The organism is Stutzerimonas chloritidismutans AW-1, from assembly GCF_000495915.1.
Taxonomy (GTDB): Bacteria; Pseudomonadota; Gammaproteobacteria; order Pseudomonadales; family Pseudomonadaceae; genus Stutzerimonas; species Stutzerimonas chloritidismutans.
On sequence record NZ_AOFQ01000018.1, the window covers coordinates 58,186 to 78,300 of the forward strand.

Annotated in this window: 24 protein-coding genes and 1 pseudogene; 9 read left to right on the forward strand and 16 right to left on the reverse strand. The window is 64.8% G+C overall.

Going from position 1 to position 20,115, the window contains the following annotated elements; translation table 11 throughout:
* Positions 1–90 precede the first annotated feature (90 nt).
* Positions 91–1,973 (forward strand): annotated as a pseudogene (locus tag F753_RS31895) (TonB-dependent receptor domain-containing protein).
* A 22-nt stretch (positions 1,974–1,995) separates the two neighbouring features.
* Here the strand turns inward: F753_RS31895 and F753_RS31900 are convergent.
* From F753_RS31900 to nrdR, 12 genes are all read right to left on the reverse strand, one after another.
* Positions 1,996–2,796: a cobalamin-binding protein gene (locus F753_RS31900; RefSeq protein ID WP_023444672.1), complete on the reverse strand. Its 801-nt coding sequence runs from the start codon at positions 2,794–2,796 to the stop codon at positions 1,996–1,998.
* Entirely contained in the window at positions 2,796–3,203 is a 408-nt protein-coding gene (locus tag F753_RS31905; protein WP_023444673.1) for a hypothetical protein, read from the reverse strand. Before F753_RS31905 ends, F753_RS31900 begins: the two co-directional genes overlap by 1 nt.
* Complete coding sequence (gene ribA / locus F753_RS31910) at positions 3,200–3,817, reverse strand: GTP cyclohydrolase II (RefSeq protein WP_031297383.1); 618 nt, start codon at positions 3,815–3,817, stop codon at positions 3,200–3,202. The genes F753_RS31905 and ribA overlap by 4 nt, the downstream gene beginning before the upstream one ends.
* A 110-nt stretch (positions 3,818–3,927) precedes the next feature.
* Positions 3,928–4,575, reverse strand: a complete 648-nt coding sequence (locus F753_RS31915) for a retropepsin-like aspartic protease family protein (protein ID WP_031297385.1) — start codon at positions 4,573–4,575, stop codon at positions 3,928–3,930.
* Between the two features lie 84 nt (positions 4,576–4,659).
* Positions 4,660–5,157, reverse strand: a complete 498-nt coding sequence (locus F753_RS31920) for a phosphatidylglycerophosphatase A family protein (RefSeq protein ID WP_023444676.1) — start codon at positions 5,155–5,157, stop codon at positions 4,660–4,662.
* Between the two features lie 48 nt (positions 5,158–5,205).
* On the reverse strand, positions 5,206–6,168 hold the full coding sequence (gene thiL, locus F753_RS31925; protein ID WP_023444677.1) for a thiamine-phosphate kinase: 963 nt from the start codon (positions 6,166–6,168) through the stop codon (positions 5,206–5,208).
* A gap of 12 nt (positions 6,169–6,180) precedes the next feature.
* Entirely contained in the window at positions 6,181–6,666 is a 486-nt protein-coding gene (gene nusB, locus F753_RS31930; RefSeq protein ID WP_003281759.1) for a transcription antitermination factor NusB, read from the reverse strand.
* Complete coding sequence (gene ribH / locus F753_RS31935; RefSeq protein ID WP_003289143.1) at positions 6,663–7,139, reverse strand: 6,7-dimethyl-8-ribityllumazine synthase; 477 nt, start codon at positions 7,137–7,139, stop codon at positions 6,663–6,665. Before ribH ends, nusB begins: the two co-directional genes overlap by 4 nt.
* A 58-nt stretch (positions 7,140–7,197) precedes the next feature.
* Positions 7,198–8,277 (reverse strand): bifunctional 3,4-dihydroxy-2-butanone-4-phosphate synthase/GTP cyclohydrolase II, encoded by a 1,080-nt coding sequence (gene ribBA / locus F753_RS31940; RefSeq protein WP_014595797.1) that lies wholly within the window; start codon positions 8,275–8,277, stop codon positions 7,198–7,200.
* Positions 8,278–8,288: 11 nt separating this feature from the next.
* Positions 8,289–8,951 (reverse strand): riboflavin synthase, encoded by a 663-nt coding sequence (locus F753_RS31945; RefSeq protein ID WP_011912026.1) that lies wholly within the window; start codon positions 8,949–8,951, stop codon positions 8,289–8,291.
* A gap of 522 nt (positions 8,952–9,473) precedes the next feature.
* A complete protein-coding gene (gene ribD / locus F753_RS31950) occupies positions 9,474–10,574 on the reverse strand; it encodes a bifunctional diaminohydroxyphosphoribosylaminopyrimidine deaminase/5-amino-6-(5-phosphoribosylamino)uracil reductase RibD (RefSeq protein WP_023444678.1) in 1,101 nt (366 codons plus the stop codon).
* Positions 10,571–11,038, reverse strand: a complete 468-nt coding sequence (gene nrdR / locus F753_RS31955; RefSeq protein WP_003281766.1) for a transcriptional regulator NrdR — start codon at positions 11,036–11,038, stop codon at positions 10,571–10,573. Before nrdR ends, ribD begins: the two co-directional genes overlap by 4 nt.
* A gap of 112 nt (positions 11,039–11,150) precedes the next feature.
* Here nrdR and F753_RS31960 point away from each other — a divergent pair, with 112 nt between their 5' ends.
* The 3 genes from F753_RS31960 to thpR all read left to right on the forward strand — a co-directional run bounded on the left by F753_RS31960 (position 11,151) and on the right by thpR (position 12,820).
* Complete coding sequence (locus F753_RS31960) at positions 11,151–11,576, forward strand: YbaY family lipoprotein (protein WP_023444679.1); 426 nt, start codon at positions 11,151–11,153, stop codon at positions 11,574–11,576.
* Positions 11,573–12,229 carry a class I SAM-dependent methyltransferase gene (locus F753_RS31965; RefSeq protein WP_031297387.1) on the forward strand — a complete coding sequence of 219 codons (657 nt, stop codon included), beginning with the start codon at positions 11,573–11,575 and terminating at the stop codon, positions 12,227–12,229. Before F753_RS31960 ends, F753_RS31965 begins: the two co-directional genes overlap by 4 nt.
* 72 nt (positions 12,230–12,301) lie before the next feature.
* Positions 12,302–12,820, forward strand: a complete 519-nt coding sequence (gene thpR, locus F753_RS31970) for an RNA 2',3'-cyclic phosphodiesterase (protein ID WP_023444681.1) — start codon at positions 12,302–12,304, stop codon at positions 12,818–12,820.
* A 31-nt stretch (positions 12,821–12,851) separates the two neighbouring features.
* On the opposite strand, the gene yedF is transcribed toward thpR, so the two are convergent.
* On the reverse strand, positions 12,852–13,091 hold the full coding sequence (gene yedF, locus F753_RS31975) for a sulfurtransferase-like selenium metabolism protein YedF (RefSeq protein WP_023444682.1): 240 nt from the start codon (positions 13,089–13,091) through the stop codon (positions 12,852–12,854).
* Positions 13,060–14,286, reverse strand: a complete 1,227-nt coding sequence (yedE, locus tag F753_RS31980) for a selenium metabolism membrane protein YedE/FdhT (RefSeq protein WP_023444683.1) — start codon at positions 14,284–14,286, stop codon at positions 13,060–13,062. Before yedE ends, yedF begins: the two co-directional genes overlap by 32 nt.
* Before the next feature lie 207 nt (positions 14,287–14,493).
* Between yedE and trxA the strand changes: the two genes are divergently transcribed.
* A complete protein-coding gene (gene trxA, locus F753_RS31985) occupies positions 14,494–15,363 on the forward strand; it encodes a thioredoxin (RefSeq protein WP_023444684.1) in 870 nt (289 codons plus the stop codon).
* Positions 15,364–15,388: 25 nt separating this feature from the next.
* Here the strand turns inward: trxA and F753_RS31990 are convergent, their stop codons facing one another.
* Positions 15,389–15,739, reverse strand: coding sequence for a hypothetical protein (locus F753_RS31990; protein ID WP_023444685.1), 351 nt, complete (start codon positions 15,737–15,739; stop codon positions 15,389–15,391).
* A 95-nt stretch (positions 15,740–15,834) separates the two neighbouring features.
* Here F753_RS31990 and F753_RS31995 point away from each other — a divergent pair, with 95 nt between their 5' ends.
* From F753_RS31995 to F753_RS32010, 4 genes are read left to right on the forward strand one after another with little or no spacing between them, the layout of a single operon-like run.
* Entirely contained in the window at positions 15,835–16,464 is a 630-nt protein-coding gene (locus F753_RS31995; RefSeq protein ID WP_023444686.1) for a DUF2796 domain-containing protein, read from the forward strand.
* A gap of 17 nt (positions 16,465–16,481) precedes the next feature.
* Positions 16,482–17,189 carry an ABC transporter ATP-binding protein gene (locus F753_RS32000; RefSeq protein WP_023444687.1) on the forward strand — a complete coding sequence of 236 codons (708 nt, stop codon included), beginning with the start codon at positions 16,482–16,484 and terminating at the stop codon, positions 17,187–17,189.
* Positions 17,190–17,192: 3 nt separating this feature from the next.
* Positions 17,193–18,458, forward strand: coding sequence for an ABC transporter permease (locus F753_RS32005; protein WP_023444688.1), 1,266 nt, complete (start codon positions 17,193–17,195; stop codon positions 18,456–18,458).
* Positions 18,459–18,466: 8 nt separating this feature from the next.
* Positions 18,467–18,979, forward strand: a complete 513-nt coding sequence (locus F753_RS32010; RefSeq protein WP_023444689.1) for a DUF3299 domain-containing protein — start codon at positions 18,467–18,469, stop codon at positions 18,977–18,979.
* 43 nt (positions 18,980–19,022) lie between these two features.
* Here F753_RS32010 and F753_RS32015 read toward each other — a convergent pair whose 3' ends face one another.
* A complete protein-coding gene (locus tag F753_RS32015) occupies positions 19,023–20,114 on the reverse strand; it encodes a tetratricopeptide repeat protein (RefSeq protein WP_023444690.1) in 1,092 nt (363 codons plus the stop codon).
* Position 20,115: the final 1 nt, after the last annotated feature.

Sequence of the window (20,115 nt, forward strand, 5' to 3'; positions counted from 1 at the left end):
GGGCAGCACCGTCAAGCGCTGCTGCCCGTCATCCCCCGCGCTTGTTCCTGCCCTCCTCAAAAGTCTGCGATCTTTTGAGGAATTCCAAGAATGAAACTGTCCCGACTTGCCCTGGCCGTGGCGCTGCTGCCTGGTGCTCACGCACACGCGGCCGATCTGTCGCGAGAAGAAGCGCTTAAGCTCTCCGACACGGTGGTCAGCGCAAACCGCGAACCACAGCGACGCAGCCAGACCCCGGCGGCTACCACCGTTTTCAACCGTGAAGATATCGAGCGGCTGCAGGTTCGCAGCGTTGTCGAGCTGCTAGAACGTGTGCCGGGCGTAAGCATTACCCGTACAGGCGGAGCGGGCAGCCAAACCGGCCTGTTCCTTCGCGGCACCTCCAGCACCCAGACACTGGTCTTGGTCGATGGTCAGCGCATCGCAGCAACCTCCAGCGGCACCAGCAGCCTCGAATTTCTCAGCCCCGATCAGATCGAGCGGATCGAAGTCGTGCGCGGCCCGCGGTCTGCGCTGTATGGCTCGGATGCCATCGGCGGGGGGGGGGGGGGTTTTTCGTGGTGCAGATCTTCACTCGGCAAGGCAGCGGTCAGGGGCTTGCGCCTGCAGTCCGCTTCGGGGCAGGAAGCGACGGCACCTTCGAACGCAGCCTGAACCTCTCCGGTGGGAATGGCCAGACTCGCTTCAACCTGGGGGCCGCGCTGGATGAAACCCAAGGTATAGACGCCACGCGCGATAGCTTTGGTGCCAACGGTGATGACGATGCCTACAGAAATCGCTCGCTTAGCCTGAATCTTGCGCACCGCTTTAATGACTCGGTTGAAGTCGGCGTGAGCGCAATCGATCAGCGAGGTGAGAACGAGTTCGACGACCTGGGCGGCACATCCAAACCGACCACTGATTTCCAACTGAGCAGCATCTCCGGGTTTATCGACGCGGAGCTAAGTAGTGTCTGGAGCAGCCGACTCGAAGTCGGGCACAGTGAGGACAAGCGAGACACCGGAAACGACACCCCACTGGCTCCTGCCTATATGTTTTACAGCTACTCGACCTATCGTGACTCGGCCAGCTGGGTGAATACACTTCAGCTCGATCCGGCGAATCAATTGTTACTCGGTGCCGATTGGCATGAGGACCAACTGCACAGTTCGAGCGACTTTGCCCAGGATTCACGCTGGAACCAGGCAGCCTTCATCCAGCACCGCTATACCAGCAATGCGTTCTCTACAGAGATTGGCCTACGCCAGGACAAGAATGAGCAGTACGGAAGCGAAAACACTTGGAACGCGGCGCTTACCGTACCGCTGGATACCCGCAACGACGTGATCGTGTCCTACAGCGAGGGGTTCCGCGCCCCGACATTCAACGAACTCTATGACTCTTGGTTCGGAAATCCTGATCTAGCACCTGAAAAATCCAAGAGCTATGAGCTCCAATGGCGCAACCGCTATAGCGACAGCGGCTCGCTGGAATTGTCGCTGTACCGCACCGACATTGAGGACGCCATCGTCTCGGACGCCTTCTGGATTCCTCAGAATGTCCAGACAGCACGGATCAACGGCCTGGAGGCCACGCTCCGGCAGGACGTGTTCGGTTGGCAGGCTAGCCTCGCGGCCGGCCTGATCGACCCACGCGATCGCGATAGCGGTCATACACTCGCCCGTCGCGCCAAGCGCACGCTGAGCCTGGATCTGGACCGGCAGCTGGGCAAGTTTTCGGTAGGCGCTAGCTGGAGAGCCGTCAGCGGTCGCTATGACGACGCCGACAATACCATCGAGCTGGGCGGCTACGGACTGCTTGGCTTGCGTGGCAGTTGGCAGGCCAACTCGGAGGTGAAGCTGGACCTGAAGCTGAACAACCTGTTCGACAAGGACTATGCGGAAACCACCTACAGCACCGCCAACGGCCGCTACGGATATAACACCGAAGGCCGCACCGCACTGTTCGCCGTCACCTGGACTCCCTCGCTGTAGCAGCGTCTACCGGCGCGCCCGCTCAGGGCGCAGCCGCCATCACCTCGCAGAGCTTCCTGATCGCCCCCAGCATCTGGAAACTCGGTCGCTCCAGCCCCTTGTCGGGCACTTCAAGCAGTCGACCGCTGCGCACGGCACTGAGCTGCGGCCAGGCCTGCCATTCGTCCAGCTGCGCACCGCTACCGGCAAGAATGACTTCGGGATCGCGGGCGAGCACGGCTTCGATGCTGACCTGGGGCGCCGCCAGGGTCAGATCGGCGAAAACGTTTTGCCCACCACACACCTCGATCGCTTCGCTGATGATCTGCTGGCCGCCTAGGGTATACAGCGGGCGATTCCAGATCTGATAGAACACCCGCAGCGGCTCAGAGCGCGTGTAGTTGCTGCGTAATTCGGCGAGGCCTGCACGAAAGCGCCCGGCCAGTCGCTCGCCTTGTTCGGCGCGCCCGACGGCATTACCCACCACAACGAACTGCTCGGCCAGCCCTTCGAGACGTGTCTGCTCGACAACCAAAACGGGAATACCGAACTGCTGCAACTGCTCACGCTGACTGCGCGGCACACTGTCCGGCCAGAGCAGCACGAGATCAGGGCGCAAGCTGAGCAGGGTTTCCATCTCCACCTGGCCATAGCGTCCAACCGAAGGCACCGACTGCAGCGCCGCTGGGCGCTCGCCACCATCCAGGACGCCAACCAGCCGGTCGGCGGCATCGAGTTCGAGCATGATCTCGCTGAGCGATGGCGCCAGGCTCACCACCCGCTCGGCAGCCAACGCAGGCAATGACGCCAGGGAAACCAGCGCGGCAAGCAGCAGACGCCGCATCAATGCAATTGCCGCGGAATGCGGTAGAGCACCAGCAACACCAGGCTACCGAACACCAGCAGCAGGCGGGCAACCGGCTCCATGCCGAACAGCGCACCCGCAGCACCGAACCAGGCCGGTAATGAGGCGATCAGTAGGCCGTGACGGCGCACGCGACGCAGATCGTTCCAGGCGTCGTCCTCCACTGGACCGTTCAGCGCCTGTTCGGTGGCGATCAGTGCATGTTTGAACCGGGTGAAGGCCCGCAGGCTGAAGAACAGCGAGACGAGGCCTGCAGCGAAGAGTGGCAGCCCCCAGTCGGCAAACACCACCGATGTGCGCCCAAGCACCAGCACCGGCAGCACCATCAGCAGCGTATGCAGCCAGCCGTCACGTGCGAGCTGGCGAAGGGCGGCGGCGCGCGTCACGACTGCTCGGCTTCGCCTTGGTGAATCTCGCCGAGCATGTGGCCGAGCTTGCCGGCCTTGGTGGCGAGGTAGTTGCGGTTGTACGGGTTATGCGCGATCTGCAATGGCTTGCGTTCGGCGACGCGAATGCCGAAGCCCTGCAGCGCCTTGACCTTGCGTGGGTTGTTGGTCATCAGCTTGATCTCGGCGATGCCCAGGTGCTCGAGAATCGGCAGGCAGATGCCGTAGTCGCGCATGTCCGGGGCGAAGCCCAGACGCTCGTTGGCCTCAACGGTATCGGCGCCGGCGTCCTGCAACTCGTAGGCGCGGATCTTGTTCAGCAGGCCGATGCCGCGGCCTTCCTGGCGCAGATAGAGCAGCACGCCGCGGCCCTCGTCGGCAATCGCCCGCAGTGCCGCTTCCAGCTGGAAGCCGCAATCACAGCGCAGGCTGAACAGCGCATCGCCGGTCAGGCACTCGGAGTGCAGACGACCCAGCACCGGCTTGCCGTCGGCCACATCGCCGAGCGTCAGTGCGACATGTTCCTTGCCAGTGTCCTGGTCGAGAAAACCATGCATGGTGAACACGCCGAACGGCGTCGGCAGTTGGGAAGCGGCGACGAACACGACAGACACGAGCGGAAATCCCAGGAGGCAGAAAAGCGGACATTGTAACACCAACTAACCGCGAATCTGGCTGGAGAGTTTGGTCGTCGACCGCGCCTATCGTGCCGTCAGGAAGCCGCTCAGGAGGTTTTCGACTCCAGCACCAGTACGCCCTGCTCCTCGCGCCAGCTGACGCGCCCGAGAAAGCTCATGCCGAGCAGCGCCTCGGTAGGCGAACCGCCCTCGACGACCACCGCGTCCACGCCGAGCACCTCGATGGCCCCGACCTTGACACTGTTGAGATGCACGCGCCAGGCCTTTGCCGTACCGCTGGCGGTGCTCACCACCATGGGCCGGCCGTTGACGCGGTAGTCGATGCCCAAGCGACGGGCCTGATGTTCGTTGATCGCCACCGAGGTGGCGCCGGTATCAACGAGAAACTGAATCGACTGGCCGTTGATCGCCCCGGCGATCCAGTAATGGCCGCCGGTGCCCTTTGCGACGCTCAGCTGGGTCTTGCTTGGCGCCGCGTAGGCGCCGCTGTATTCGCGACTCAGGTTGTAATGACGCTCAACGCCGTCGACGCGCAGCACCGCACCGCTGGCATCGGCGCTCACCACCTGGACGCCGCCAGGGCCGGTCTGGCCGACCCTGACCAGCTTGCGCTGCCCGTCGACATTGACCACCGCAGCGCCCGGAAATAGCCCGACCACTTGTACCATGGAGGCGGCCTGCGCCAGCGCGGGCAGGAGCAACAGGCTGGCAAACAGAATGGAGACGCTACGCATGGCTATTTCTTCCTCGAAACCGGGCCCGGGGCGAACGCCGATCATCCTTCAATGGCCGACTGCCTGCAGCGACCGGACGCACAATCAAACCAACAGCGCCACCAGCCCCTGCATGACCGCCCAGGCCGCGACACCGGCGAGGATATCGTCGAGCATAATCCCCACCCCGCCATGGATATGCCGATCGACCCAACTGATCGGCCAGGGTTTGGCGATATCCATCACGCGGAACACCACGAAGCCGAGCAGCATCCAGTACCAGCCTTCCGGCACCAGCCAGAAGGTGATCCAGATGCCGACGAACTCATCCCAGACGATCCCTTCGTGGTCGTGCACGCCGAGTTCGCGCGCCACCTTGCCGCACAGCCAGACGCCGAACAGCATGGTCAGGCCGAGCATCAGCAGATACCCCCAACCCGGCAGCAGCTGCCACAGCGGCACGAACGGCAGTGCTACCAGTGAACCCCAGGTACCCGGCGCCTTGGGCATCAGCCCGGAACCGAAGCCGAACGCCAGGTTGTGCCAGGGGTCGGACCAGACCAGGGTTTGCGGCTTGGCCGCGACTGGTGAGGATTCAGTCAAAACAGCGTTCCTTTCTCGGATCGAAGGCAAGCGACCGCATCGCAGCACTTACGCATTGAAATGGTTGTAGCCACGTTCGGACACAGCGACTTCATTACCCGCCGCATCGATCAGCTGCACACCCTCCCCTGCCAACACCCGGCCGATGACCTGTACCGGCCAGCCGGCGGCCTGCAGTGATACGAGCTCAGCAGCCGGCAGGGTGAACGCCAGCAGGTAGTCGTCGCCGCCGGCCAGCGCGCAACGCAGCGCTTCGGCGTCGCCGGCGAAGCGCCGCAACGGTTCGGACATCGGCAGGCGATCACGCTCGATCTGCAAGGCCACGCCCGAAGCCTTGGCGATATGCCCACAATCGGCCAGCAGGCCGTCGGAGATATCCAGCGCCGCCGTGGCCTTGCCTCGCAGCGATTCACCCAGGGCCAGCTGCGGTTGCGGCGACCAGTAGCGCGCCAGCAGGTGTTCGGCGACATCCGCATCGGTTTCGGCCTGACCGAGCACCAGCGGCAACGCGCCGGCCGCTTCACCAAGCACGCCACCGACACAGAGCAGATCACCGACCTGCGCGCCGGACCGAACCAGCGCCTGCCCGGACGGCAACCGGCCGAACACGGTGACGGTCAGGCTCAGCGGGCCGCGGGTGGTGTCGCCACCAATCAAACGCAGGCTGCAATCAAGCGCCATCGAATCCAGGCCACGGGCAAGTTCCGCCAGCCAGAGTGGATCGCCAGCAGGCAAGGTCAGGGCGAGGGTGAAGCCGATGGGCGCGGCGCCCATGGCGGCAAGATCACTGGCCGCCACGGCCAGCGCGCGCTGCCCGAGCAGGAAGGGATCGCAGGGATCGGGGAAATGTACCCCGGCGACCAGGGTATCGGTGGAAACAGCCAGCTGTTCGCCGACCGGAAGCTGCAGCAGGGCACAATCATCGCCAATGCCGAGAACGACTTCGCCGCCAGCCCTGGCACAAGCGGCGGCGGCGAAGTAGTGACGGATCAGCTCGAACTCACCCAGCAAGGCGAGCAGCCCTCAGCGCTTGTGGTTGCGCACTTCGGCGCTGCGCAGCGTGGGCGCCAGCTTGTCCAGCACGCCGTTGACGAACTTGTGCCCGTCGGTGGCGCCATAGACCTTGGCCAGCTCGATGCCTTCGTTGATGACCACGCGGTAAGGCACGTCGATGCGCTGCATCAGCTCGTAGGTGGACAGCCGCAGAATCGCCAGCTCCACCGGATCGAGCTCGTCCAGCGGACGGTCGAGATTCGGCGCGATGGCACCGTCGACTTCGCTCTTGCTGCGTGCGACACCGGTCAACAGCTCGTGGAAGTAGCTGCCGTCCACCCCGGAGAAATCGTTGTCGACGCGGAACTGCGCCTCGATTTCGTTGAGGCTCTGACCGGCCATGTGCCACTGATACAGCGCCTGCATCGCCAGGCTGCGGGCAACCCGGCGCGTGGCGATCTTGCCCTTGGCCTTGGGCTGGGGAGCGTCCTGGCTATCGTCGTGATTCAGGCTCACTTCGCCTCCAGCTGCGACAGCAGGCTCACCATTTCCAGTGCGGAAAGTGCGGCTTCGGCGCCCTTGTTGCCGGCCTTGGTGCCGGAGCGCTCGATGGCCTGTTCGATGGAATCGACGGTCAGTACGCCGAAGGCGACCGGCACACCGAATTCCATGGAAACCTGAGCCAGACCCTTGGTGCATTCGCCGGCAACGTATTCGAAGTGCGGCGTGCCGCCACGAATGACCGCGCCGAGAGCGACGATGGCGTCGTATTCACCCTGCTGGGCGACCTTCTGCGCAACCAGCGGAATCTCGAAGGCACCCGGAGCACGGATGATGGTGATGTCGTTCTCGCTGACGCCGTGGCGAACCAGCGCATCGACCGCGCCGCTGACCAGGCTCTCGACGACGAAGCTGTTGAAGCGGCCTACGACCAGGGCGTATTTGCCCTGCGGGGCGATGAAGGTTCCTTCGATGGTCTTCAGGGGCATGGGTGCTTTCTCATCTCTTTAAAGAACGAAGGCGCCGCGGACTGCGCGGCGCCTCTGATTATTCGGCCGGGAGGTATTCTACAACTTCCAGATCGAAGCCGGATATCGCGTTGAACTTCATCGGCGCGCTCATCAGGCGCATCTTGCGTACACCAAGATCACGCAGGATCTGCGAACCGGCACCGACGGTGCTGTAGGTCGCCGGGGTCGGCGGCTGCTGGCGGGTCAGCTGCGCCAGCAACTGCGGGCCGGTCAGCGGGTTGCCGAGCAGCAGCACAACGCCCTTGCCGGCCTTGGCCACTTCGCTCATCGCAGCACGCAGGCTCCAGCGACCCGGCACGGTGACCAGCAGCAGATCACGCAGCGGCTCCATGTTGTGCACGCGCACCAGCGTGGGTTCTTCCGGGGAGATTTCACCTCGGGTCAGTGCCATGTGCACGGTGTCCTCGACGCCGTCGCGGTAGGTGACCAGGTTGAACTGGCCCAGCTCGGTTTCCAGCGGCTGCTCGGAAACCCGCTCGACTGTGCGCTCGTGGATCATGCGGTAGTGGATCAGGTCGGCGATGGTGCCGATCTTCAGCCCGTGCTGCTCGGCGAACAGCTCAAGCTCCGGGCGGCGCGCCATGGTGCCGTCGTCGTTCATGATCTCGCAGATCACGCCGGATGGTTCGAAGCCTGCCATGCGCGCCAGATCACATGCCGCCTCGGTGTGACCGGCACGCGCCAGTACGCCGCCCGGTTGCGCCATCAGCGGGAAGATGTGGCCAGGGCTGACGATGTCTTCGGCTTTCGCTGCTCGCGCTACAGCTGCCTGCACGGTACGCGCGCGGTCGGCCGCGGAAATGCCGGTGGTCACGCCTTCAGCCGCCTCGATGGAAACGGTGAATTTGGTGCCGAAACCGGAACCATTGCGCGGCGCCATCAGCGGCAGTTTGAGCAGCTCACAGCGCTCGCGGGTCATCGGCATGCAGATCAGGCCGCGGGCAAAGCGGGCCATGAAGTTGATGTGCTCGGCGGTGACGCATTCGGAGGCGACGATGATGTCGCCCTCGTTCTCGCGGTCCTCGTCATCCATGAGGATGACCATCTTGCCGGCGCGGATGTCTTCGATCAGTTCTTCAGCGGTATTGAGCGCCATGGAGCGTCTCCTCAATTCTTCAGGTAGCCGTGCTCGGCGAGAAAACCTTCGGTGAGCCCCGAGGCCTTGGGTTCGGCGGCCTTGTCGCCCATCATCAGGCGCTCCAGGTAACGCGCCAGCAGGTCGACTTCCAGATTCACCTGCCGCCCGGGGCGGTAGTCGGCCATGATGGTTTCGCCGAGGGTGTGCGGCACGATGGTCAGCTCGAACTCCGCGCCGTTGACCGCATTGACCGTGAGGCTGGTGCCGTCCACGGTGATCGAGCCCTTGAGCGCGATGTACTTGGCCAGCTCGCGCGGCGCACGGATGCGGAACTGCACGGCGCGGGCGTTATCTTCACGCGCCACGACCTCGCCGACGCCGTCGACGTGACCGCTGACCAGGTGCCCGCCGAGGCGGCTGGTAGGCGTCAGGGCCTTCTCCAGATTGACCCGACTGCCGGCCTTGAGGTCGATAAAGGCGGTGCGCGCAAGGGTTTCGCGGCTGACATCGGCCCAGAAGCCGTTGCCCGGCAGCTCGACCGCAGTCAGGCAGACGCCGTTGACCGCGATGCTGTCGCCCAGTTTGACGTCGCCCAGATCCAGCTTGCCGGTTTCGACCAGCACGCGTACGTCGCCGCCCTTGGGCGTGAGCGCACGGATGGTGCCGATGGCTTCGATTATTCCGGTGAACATGTGGCCTCCCGAGGAAGGCGGGTAAAACGCTGCATACGACGAACTCCTGTTTTTGAAAAACAGGGCGCTACGGATCGATAGGGATGCATGACGGGCGCACGGACGGCGTCCATCGGGATATCCCGCTCTCTCTCATCCGGACTATACCGTCGGCCCCGGAATCACACCGGGTCTGCTGACCTTGCCGAAGCAAGCGCTCGCGGGCTAGACGCGATTGAAAGCTACTGCGCGCAGAGCATGCTGCGTTGTGGCCCTCCTCGAAGTACTCATTTACCAGGGTAAACTCCGCCTTCTCGTCGAATCACGCCTTGCCTGCCCAGCGCTCGCTACGCTTTCATCCTTGTAACTGCGCCATTACCGCCGGTGGGGAATCGCACCCCGCCCTGAGAACGTTGGGCCGCTTGCGGCCCGGCAGCGTTTTTAACACAAATAGCGGCGCGGGGCAGCCCGTTATCGCCCGGTAGCAGCTATCTGAATGCAAGACGCAGGCTATCGGCGGCCACAGCCGGCACGGGTTGTCGATCAGCTGGCCGGACGTGCCACGATCTTCCAGTCGTCGCCCACCGCCCGGATGTCGACGATCTTCAGCTCGCGCGCCTCGCTCATGCGCTCAAGCGGTAGCTCCAGCAACGGCCGCGCCGAGGAGCCGAGAAACTTGGCGGCCATGAATATCTGGTATTCGTCGATCAAACCAAGACCGGCGAAGGCGCCGACCAGCCGCGGGCCGGCTTCGACCAGCACCTCGTTGGCACCACGCGCGCCCAGCTCACGCAACAATGCAGTTAGATCGACCCGCTCCTGGCCCAACACCAGCAACTCATGCCCCGCAGCAGCGAACGCACCCTCACGGCCAGCGACAGTGGTGGCGACCAGCGCCGGACCTGCCTGAAAGAACGGCGCATCCAGCGGCACGCGCAGCTGCCCATCGACCAGCACCCGCAGAGGCGGACGCTGCAGCGCCAGTGCCGTGGTTTCCGCATCCAGCCCCAGCTCATCGCCACGCACGGTCAGCCGCGCGGCGTCCATGAGCACGGTATCGGCGCCGGTCAGCACCACGCTGGAGCGGGCGCGCAAGCGCTGCACCTCGGCACGTGCGGCCGGGCCGGTGATCCACTGGCTTTCGCCGCTGGCCATCGCGGTGCGCCCGTCCAGGCTCATGGCCAGCTTGGCGCGCACGTATGGCAGGCCGCTTTCCATGCGTTTGATAAAGCCCGCATTGAGTTCCCGCGCCTCGCCTTCCAGCACGCCGCTGGCGACCTCGATGCCGGCGCTACGCAGCAGCGCCAGACCGTTCCCGGCGACCTGCGGATTGGGGTCCTGCACGGCCGCCACCACGCGGCCGACACCGGCCTTGACCAGCGCTTCGGCACAGGGCGGCGTGCGTCCGTAATGGCTGCAGGGTTCGAGGGTGACGTACGCGGTGGCACCGCGGGCGCGCTCACCCGCCTGGCGCAGCGCATGGACTTCCGCATGCGGCTCGCCGGCACGTAGGTGCCAGCCCTCACCGACCAGCTCGCCATCAGCGACGATGACGCAACCGACCCGAGGGTTCGGATGGGTCGAATACAGCCCCTTGCGCGCCAACTGCAGCGCGCGGGCCATCCAGGCGTGATCAGTAGTCATTCGGGCTTCGCGGGCTCGCGGGACAGCCGCTCGATCTCCTCGCGGAATTCGTTGAGGTCCTGGAAGCGGCGGTAGACCGAGGCAAAGCGGATATAGGCGACCTCGTCGAGCTTCTGCAGCTCGGCCATCACCAGCTCGCCGAGCACCCGCGACTTGATTTCGCGCTCGCCGGTAGCGCGCAGCTGATGCTTGATATGGGCGATGGCCGCTTCGAGACGCTCGACGCTGACCGGACGCTTTTCCAGCGCACGCTGCATGCCGGCGCGCAGTTTCTGCTCGTCGAACGGCTGTCGGCTGCCATCGGACTTGATCAGGCGCGGCATCACCAGCTCGGCGGTTTCGAAGGTGGTGAAACGCTCGCCACAGGCCAGACACTCGCGGCGGCGGCGCACCTGATCGCCTTCGGCAACCAGGCGGGAATCGATGACCTTGGTATCGTTGGCAGCACAGAAGGGACAATGCATGGGACTGAAATCGGTCGTACGTCGGGACGGCCATGGTAGCGCATCCGACCCGCAAGACAAGGCGACGGCTTTGCTGCTATACAACCCGCAATCGTCGTTCAGGAGGCTGTCCGTGCCGCCACGTTTTTTCGTTCTCCCTGCCTTCCTGACCTTGCTCGCCGGCTGCAGCAGCCAACCCAGCGAGCCGCCGACCGCGCCGGTCGAGCTGAGCACGGCCCCGCACTCCAAATTGCTCAACGAACTGAGCGGCAGCCTGATCGGCGCGCCGGCTGGCAGCGACGTCGAACTCGCCTTACTGGAAGTTGATCGTCGCGACCAGCCGGACCGCCTGCTCAGCAACGTTCAGCTCAAGGGCCGCGGCAGCGAATTGCCATTCATCCTGCAGTTCAACCCGGACACTTTTCGTCCGGGCCAGCGCGTGGAGCTGCGCGGCCGAGTCACGCGAGCGGGACAGCTGATCATGCGCCTGCCATCGCGCAGCATTGCCAGCCCCGCCAGCCAGGCGCTCGGCCCGCTACAGCTGGTCCCGGCGCCGTGACGGCACCGGCACCCTTACAGGCGGCATTGAACGATCTGCTGGGCGACGCACGCCTGGTTGCCGAGCCGCTGCCGGGCACCGATCTGCGACTCTGGCTGATCGACGCCGCCAACATGGATCGCGCCTTCAGCCCCGAGGAAACCCGGCGGATACTCGAAGACCCGCCGTACTGGAGCTTCTGCTGGGCCAGCGGCCTGGTGCTGGCGCGCTGGCTGGCCGACCGGCCGGAATGGGTGCGAGGCAAGCGCGTGCTCGATTTCGGCGCGGGCTCGGGCGTCGCCGCCATCGCCGCGGCCAAGGCGGGCGCTGCCGAAGTGGTGGCCTGCGACCTGGACCCGCTGGCGCTCGCCGCCTGCCAGGCCAACGCCGCGCTGAATGAGGTCGAGCTACGCTATTCGCAGGACTTCTTCGGCGAGGCGGATCGCTACGACCTGATCATCGTCGCTGACGTGCTCTACGACCGCGCCAACCTGCCGCTGCTGGATCACTTCCTCAGTCGTGGACGCGAAGCGCTAGTGGCTGACTCACGGGTGCGCGATTTCGCTCATCCGCTGTATCGGCGCGTGGACGTGCTGGATGCCTGCACTTGGCCGGATCTGGCAGAGCCTGCGGAGTTCAGGCACGTGAGCCTCTATCACGCTGCAAGGAGCTGAAGAGTCTGAGCCAGGGTGAAAAACCGCGAAGCGTTTTCCACCAATCTGTGCCGCTGCGACTAGGGACCCGCCATGATCGACAACACCCTGCGCCTGTTCTTCGCCCTGCCCTGCCCGCCCGAGCAGGCGGCTGCGATCTGCGCGTGGCGGGACGACCAGGCGATCGATGGCCGAGCGGTGCCGCAGGACAACCTGCACCTGCCCCTGGCCTTTCTTGGCGCACAACCGAGAGAACACCTCGACGCGCTGCTTCAGATGGCTGCAACCGTGCACGCCGAAGCTTTCAGCCTGACCCTCGACCGCCTGACCACCATCGGCAAAGGTTTCATCTGCCTGCAGCCCGCCAGTACACCGCCCGCGCTGCTGCAGCTGGTCGAAGCACTGAGCGAACGGCTGGCAGCGCTTGGCGTCGTGCTCGACTGCCGGCCATTCCTACCGCACCTGACGCTGAGCCGCCAGGCCCGGAGCCGAGCGCAGCAATCGGCGCCAGACTTCACCTGGCACGTCGATCGCTTCGTGCTCTACCGTTCAGTCAATACGGCGGACGGCGTGCGCTACGATGAGCTGGGCAGCTGGCCGCTTCTGCCATAACAACCCTTCAAGGCCGCCATGGCGCAGTCTCTCAACGCGGCACTTCGATCAGAAAACGAAACAGGGGGCCGTGCTGTTCCACTGCCAGGCAGTTGTAGCCCTTGGCCTTGGCGTCCTCGGGGATGCCATGCACCGACTGCGAACAATCGGTTACCACCTCGAGCAGCTGCCCCGGCTGCATGGTTTCCAGGGTTTCCAGCGTAGCGATGGCGTTGTACGGGCAATGCTCGCCACGCAGATCAAGCGAGAGATTCGGTTTGGCCTGGCTCACGGGCAGGGCTCCTTTTCGATTGGAAACGACGTGCATTGAGGTGCACCAGTAACATGGCGACGGCCAGGCCGGCGAAGGTCAGCAGCAAGCCACTGGCCGGGCCAAAGCTCTCCAGCAGATTGATCTTCGGATAGGGCAGCGCCAGCGACGTGCCGAGCTCATCCCAGTAGACCGCCACCAGCGTGCCGCCGATGACATTGCCGACGCCGACCACCCAGAAGTGCACCTGCCCTTCCATGGCGCGATACATCCAGCCAGTTTCGCAGCCGCCGGCGACGACGATGCCGATGCCGAACAGCACGCCACCGATGATTGCGTTCGGCCCCATCCAGAAAATCTTCGGGCTTGCCCCTAGCGCGATGGCACCGAAGGTACCGACGCAGGCCACAGCCATGCCCAGCAGGATGCCGTAGGCAGCGCGGGTTCGGCCGGTGGTCCAGAGATCGCGGGCGGCACTGGTAAAGCAGATCTGTGCACGCTCGATCAGCCCGCCGAACAGGAGTCCGAACAGCACCGCCATGCCCAGCACCAGCGAGGCATCGAAACGCCAGGCAGCGAAGGCGACCGCAAGCACCGCAACCGCCGTGCCGATCCGGGCCTGCACCGTGGCCCGCCGCCGCGTGCCCTCCGCATCGCCGAACAGCGAACTGGCCTGGCTGCCGACCTTCAGCGGCGTGCGCAACCAGGGCAACAGGCAGATTTTCACGCCAATCCAGGCGCCACCCACGGTGGCCAACATGAACGCCCAGGCGTGCAGCGAAAACATCGGAATGCCGGTGAAGAAAGCCGCCAGGTTGCAACCCATTGCCAGGCGCGCGCCGAAGCCGGCGACCACCCCGCCGATCAGCCCCTGCACCAAGCGGCGCTTGCTGGTCGGCCAGCGCAGGCTGACGTTGTTTGCCCACAACGCCGCACACAGTGCGCCAAGCAACATGCCGATGATCATCACGCCATCCACGCGATCGAGCGGAGTGCCGGACAAGCCGATCAGCTTGAAGTAACTCCACTCCTCGGGTGCGTAGCCGAACCAGGAAATGACGTGTCCACCCCAGCGAGTGAACTCGCCGGTGACAGCCCAGAAGGTGCCGGTTATGGCGAAGTAGTAAGCGGAAGCGACGCCCAGCGCGACAAGCGCGGGCAGCGGCGACCAGAAGCGCACGAGGTAGCGCTCCCGGAAGTCGGAGAGAACGGACATGTGAAACTCCTTATGACGCGCGACTGCAAACGCCGCACCGGTCTAGGAAAAGGGTTGCGCCACGATGCGCCGGCAAGAGGCCTGCGCCACCTGGCGGGCGCAACCATAGACCAATGGCAACCGCCATGCGAGCCTTTGCTTCCCGTGGCGAGCGCCCCCACATACCATGCACAGCCTTTCAGTCATTCGTCGCCCACGAGAATCCCGATGAGCCAGACGCCCTATATCTTCGATGTCACCACCGCCAGCTTCGAACAGCTGGTGCTCGAGAACTCGTTTCACAAGCCGGTACTGGTGGATTTCTGGGCCGAATGGTGCGCGCCGTGCAAGGCCCTGATGCCGCTGCTGGCGAAGATCGCCGAGGAGTATCAGGGTGAGCTGCTGCTGGCCAAGGTCAACTGCGACATCGAACAGGAGGTCGTCGCCCGTTTCGGCATCCGCAGCCTGCCAACCGTGGTGTTGTTCAAGGATGGTCAACCAGTGGACGGCTTTGCCGGTGCGCAGCCGGAATCGGCGATTCGCGCCATGCTCGAGCCCCACGTGCAGGCTCCGGCGACGCCGCAGGGCAACCTGCTGGAAAGCGCGCAGGCCGCCTTCGCCGAAGGCCGTTTCGCCGAGGCCGAGGCGCAGCTGCAGCAGCTGCTGAGTGAAGACAACGAGAACGCTGCCGGGCTGATTCTTTATGCCCGCTGCCTGGCCGAACGCGGAGAACTGGGCGAAGCGGAAACGGTGCTCAACGCGGTAAAAGGCGATGAGCACAAGCAGGCTCTGGCCGGCGCCCGTGCTCAGCTGACGTTTCTGCGCCAGGCCAACGACCTGCCGGAAGTCGCCACCCTGAAGAGTCGCCTGGCGCAGAATGGCGAGGACGATGAAGCGGCGTATCAGCTGGCCATCCAGCAACTGGCTCGCCAGCAATACGAGGCGGCGCTCGACGGCCTGCTCAAGCTGTTCGTGCGCAACCGCGGGTACGCCGATGGGCAGCCGCACAAGACGCTGCTACAGGTTTTCGATCTGCTGGGTAATGACCACCCGCTGGTGACGCTGTACCGCCGCAAGCTTTACCAGGCGATCTACTGATCGCGGGCAAACCTCCGGCGCGCCATCAGGAAGGCGCGCCGACCCAGTGATAGCAAGCCGAGTCGGCGCCGTGCTCGACCTTCACCTCGTCACAGTGACGCAAGCGCACCAGCAGCCGCTTGGCCAGCTGCGCATTGCCGGCGAGCGCTTCCAGTTCGGCGAGCAATTCCGGGCCGTCCAGCTTGCCAGCGCAGCGCAGTCGCTCCCGCGCACTGTGCCACAGGGCGTCGCCAGGTGGCGTCGCAGGCGCCGGGACGCCACCCGCCGCAGCCTCATCGGTGCCGACGCTACGGGTCAGGTTCATCCAGTCCTGGGCGTCCAGCTCGATTTCCAGATCGACCGGCCAATCTCCTATGCGTCCACGGATTCGAATCATGCTGTCCCTCCAGAGCTATGCGTTCATCCTCACATGAAGGCAGCGGACTGGCCAGCCGCACGACAAAGTTGTTATAACGTAACGAACCCCTTTCGATGGAGCCGACCATGCGCCACCTACTTTTTGCCGTGCTTTTGCTTCTGCTGCCCCTGAGCTACAGCCAAGCACATGAAGACGATCATCACCATGAACACGAAGGCGCCACCAGCCTGGGTGCGCATGAGCATGGCGCGGCGCGCCTGAATGTGGCACTGGATGGCAATCAGCTGGAGCTGGAGCTGATCAGCCCGGCGATGAACCTGCTCGGTTTCGAGCACGCTGCCGCCAGCGCAGCAGATGAGGCGAAGATCGCCAGCGTACGCTCGCAACTGGAACAACCTCTGGCCCTGTTCGGCCTCCCGGCGGCGGCAGGTTGTAGCGTCAGTGAACAGCAGTTTGCCGGCGAACTGCTCGGCTCGGCCCATGCGGGCTATCAGCGCGGCGATGATCATGAACACAAGCAGGAGGATAAGCACGACCACGACGACCACGAAGCCGGTGGCCACAGCGATATCGAAGCGCACTACCAACTCGCCTGCAGCAACCCAGAGGTGCTGCGCGCACTGGATCTCACACGGCTGTTCGAAAGCTTTCCCGGCACGGAAAAGATTCAGGTACAACTGATCGGCCCGAGCGGCCAGCAGGGCACGGAACTGACTCCGGCCCACGCGCAGTTGCCCTTCTGAACCAGCACTGGACCCCGATGAGCGCTCCACTTCTCGTAATCGACAACCTCGGCTTCGCCTGGCCCCGCCAGGCCGAGCTGCTGGACATTCCCTCGTTTCGCCTCGAACGCGGCGAAAGCCTGTTCCTCAAGGGCCCGTCGGGCAGCGGCAAGACCACCCTGCTCGGCCTGATCGGCGGTGTGCAAAAGGCTGGCCGCGGCAGTATCCGCCTGCTCGACAGCGACCTCGGCAGCCTGTCGGCCGGTGCCCGTGACCGCTTCCGCGTCGATCACACCGGCTACATCTTCCAGCAGTTCAACCTGCTGCCTTTTCTTTCGGTACGCGAGAACGTCGGCCTGCCCTGCCATTTTTCGCCGCTGCGTGCCGAACGTGCGCGCAAGCGCCACGGCAGTACGGATGCCGCGGCGGCGAGCCTGCTGGAGCATCTGGGACTGCCCCCGGAGCTGTTCGAGCGTCGTGCCGATGCGCTCTCCATCGGCCAGCAGCAACGCGTCGCTGCTGCCCGCGCACTGATCGGCCAGCCGGAGCTGGTTATCGCCGACGAGCCGACCTCGGCGCTGGATGCGGATAGCCGCGAAGCCTTTCTGCAGCTGCTGTTCTCCGAGTGCCGCGCAGCCGGCGCGAGCCTGCTGTTCGTCAGCCATGACCAGGGCCTGGCGCCACTGTTCGACCGCAGCCTGTCGCTGGCCGAGCTCAATCGCGCGACGCGCGCAGTGGAGTGCTGAGCGATGTATCTCCTGCGCCTGGCCCTGGCGAGCCTGAACAATCGGCGCTTCACCGCCCTGCTGACCGTGTTCGCCATCGCCCTCTCGGTGTGCCTGCTGCTCGCCGTCGAACGGGTGCGCAACGAAACCCGCGCCAGCTTCGCCAGCACCATCAGCGGCACCGATCTGGTGGTCGGTGCGCGCTCCGGCTCGGTCAATCTGTTGCTGTACTCGGTGTTCCGCATCGGCAATGCGACCAACAACATCCGTTGGGACAGCTACCAGCGCTTCGCCGAACACCCGCGGGTCGCTTGGGCGATTCCGATTTCCCTGGGCGACTCCCATCGTGGCTATCGCGTAATGGGCACCAACACGGCCTATTTCGAGCATTACCGCTACGGTCGCAAACAGCCGCTGCACCTGGCAGAAGGCCGCGCCTTCGAAAGCGATCCTTTCGAGGTCGTGCTTGGCGCGGAAGTGGCCAGCGCACTGGGCTACAAACTCGACGACAGCATCGTCCTCGCCCATGGCGTAGCGCGTGTCAGCCTTGTACAGCACGATGACAAACCGTTCCGCGTGGTCGGCGTGCTGCAGCGCACCGGCACGCCGGTCGACCGTACCCTGCACATCAGTCTGGCCGGCATGGAAGCGCTGCATGTCGACTGGCAGAACGGCATGCCAGCCCGCGGCGCCGCGCGTATCGACGCCGAGCAAGCGCGGGCACTCGATCTCCAGCCGCAGCAGATCACTGCGGTCCTGCTCGGTCTGAACAGCAAGATCGCCACCTTCACCCTGCAGCGGGAAATCAACCAGTACCGCGGCGAGCCGCTGCTGGCGATCCTGCCCGGCGTCGCCCTGCAGGAGCTCTGGAGCCTGATGGGCACGGCCGAGAAAGCGCTGTTCGTGGTCTCGCTGTTCGTCGTGCTGACCGGCCTGATCGGCATGCTCACGGCGATCCTCACCAGCCTCAACGAGCGACGCCGGGAGATGGCGATCCTGCGCTCGGTGGGTGCTCGCCCCTGGCATATCGCCGCGCTATTGATCATCGAGGCGTTCGGCCTGGCCCTCGCGGGCACGCTGCTGGGGCTGGCCCTGCTGTATATCGGCATCGCCATCGCTCAGGCGCCGCTGCAGAGCCTCTACGGCCTTTATCTGCCGCTGGCCTGGCCGAGCGCCTATGAGTGGGGACTGCTCGGCGCTATCCTGCTGGCGGCACTGCTGATGGGCAGCGTGCCGGCCTGGCGGGCCTATCGCCAATCGCTGGCCGATGGCCTGTCGATTCGACTGTGAGGAACCCGATGTCGCGCCTGCTGCTTGCTCTGCTGCTAGCCTGTGCGGTCTCTGCGTATGCCGATGACGTCCGCGATCTACAGTGGTCGGAGCTGATTCCCGAGGGTGCGCCGCCACCACCGCCGCCAATGGCCATGCATGACATGTCGCAGCTGGCCGATACGCTGGCTGCCGAGGCTGGGCCGGCTGCCGCACAACAGTCGCCGGCCGCGCCAGTGGTCGAAGCGCTCGATGGGCAGATGGTGAAGTTGCCGGGGTATATCGTGCCGCTGGACATGACCGAGGAAGGGCGCGTCATCGAATTCCTGCTGGTGCCCTACTTCGGCGCCTGCATTCACGTGCCCCCACCGCCATCCAACCAGATCGTGCATGCCACCAGCGAGCTGGGCGTGCGGGTGGAAGCGCTATATGAACCCTTCTGGATCGAGGGGCCGCTGAGGGTGGAACACGCCAGCAGCGAGCTGGCAGAGGCTGGTTATCGCATGCAGGCACAGAAGATCTATCCCTACGAATTGCAGTAATCGCCATCCGGCAACGCGGTGGCGATTACGCTTCTGCCAGAGGTCAGTGCGCGCTGGCGATCTGCTTCTCACGCTCGAAACTGAGCTCACCTTCCGCCCACTCGCGCCATTCGCGCACGCGACGACGTTCGGCGCCGGCCCGCTCGGCCTGCTTCAGCGCGTCAAGCCCGGCCTGCCAACGAGCCTGTTCCAGCTCGAGCTGCGCCACATTCATCCAGAACTTCGCGCTGCCGGTCTGAGTCGCCAGCTGGCGATAGATCTTCGCGGCCTCGGTGCGCTCGCGGGCCTGCCACCAGAGCATGCCCATGCGCTCCTGGCGACTGGCATTGCTCGGCAGCAAGCGTGACGCCAGCATACCTTCGAGCAGTTTGGCGCCTTGCCATGGCTGCCCAGCGGCACTAGCGAGAGCGACCAGGTTGTCCAGCTCCGCCTCACTGAAGCGCAAGCCCTTCGCGTGCGCAGTGCGCAGCGTCGCCAGCGCGCGATCTTCAGCGCCGGCCATCTGCTGCAGGCCGGCCAGCTGCCGCCAGGCCTTGACCTGATCGGAGTGGCGCAGCAGCAGCTTTTGTTGCCAGCGTTCGGCAGCCTGATAGCGCTTGAGCTCGGCGTTGCCGGCAACCAGGAACTGCAGCCAGGTATCACCCGCCTTCGGGTTCGCCTGCACATAACGCTCGGCCAGCGGCAGCGCTTTGGCATGCTGACCGAGGCCCTGGTAAGCCTGCACCAGCATCTGCAGCACTTCTTCGTTGCCCTGATTAGCCGAGCCCAGCAAGCTGACCACCTTGGCGTAGCGACCCTCGACCAGGTTCAGCCGCGCGAGGTTCATCCGCTCGCCGGCCAGCAGCTCTTCGTCCAGCTTGCCGCTGGCCACTGCCTTGTCCAGCCATTCCAGCGCCTGGCGATTATTGCCTTCGGCCCACGCCAGATAGCCGCGACTGCGCCAGAGCAACGCCTCTTCACCGCTACCAGCCTTGGCGCTGACGCCCTCCAGCGCCTTGTGCGCAGCGGCATAGTCGCCCTTGCTCTGCGCGGTCTGCGCTCGCTCGAGCGCCATGAACACCGCGGGGTCGATGGCCTGGGCGGCCTGGGCCGAAGCGGAGAGAAAAAGCGACAGCACGAGCAGCAAACGAAGCATC